Here is a 252-nt window from a genome sequence, read left to right on the forward strand (position 1 = left end):
CTGCGGTGATGCCGCCGGCGGTGAACGCGGCGATGGCAGCGGCGGCCAGGCCGACGAGGGCCTTCAGCGGGCGACCCTCAGCTGCGGACGCTCGCCGGAGACGGGGACCGCGCGTTCCTGGGCCTGGCGCCGGGGAGCGGTAGCGAGCCTCGGGGATCTGCTCGTCGACGTCGGCCGGGCGGGTGCTGGCAGCGGCCGGCTCCTCGGGGAGTTCGGCTGCGATCTTCGCGGCGAGGTCGCGCAGCGGCGGGG

General features: G+C 77.4%; 1 protein-coding gene. It reads right to left on the reverse strand.

The window, feature by feature from the left end; all coding sequences use genetic code 11:
* A partial coding sequence (locus G6553_RS20795) for a hypothetical protein (protein ID WP_207620093.1) occupies positions 1–252 on the reverse strand: 252 nt, incomplete at both ends.

The organism is Nocardioides sp. IC4_145, assembly GCF_011250565.1.
GTDB lineage: Bacteria > Actinomycetota > Actinomycetes > Propionibacteriales > Nocardioidaceae > Nocardioides.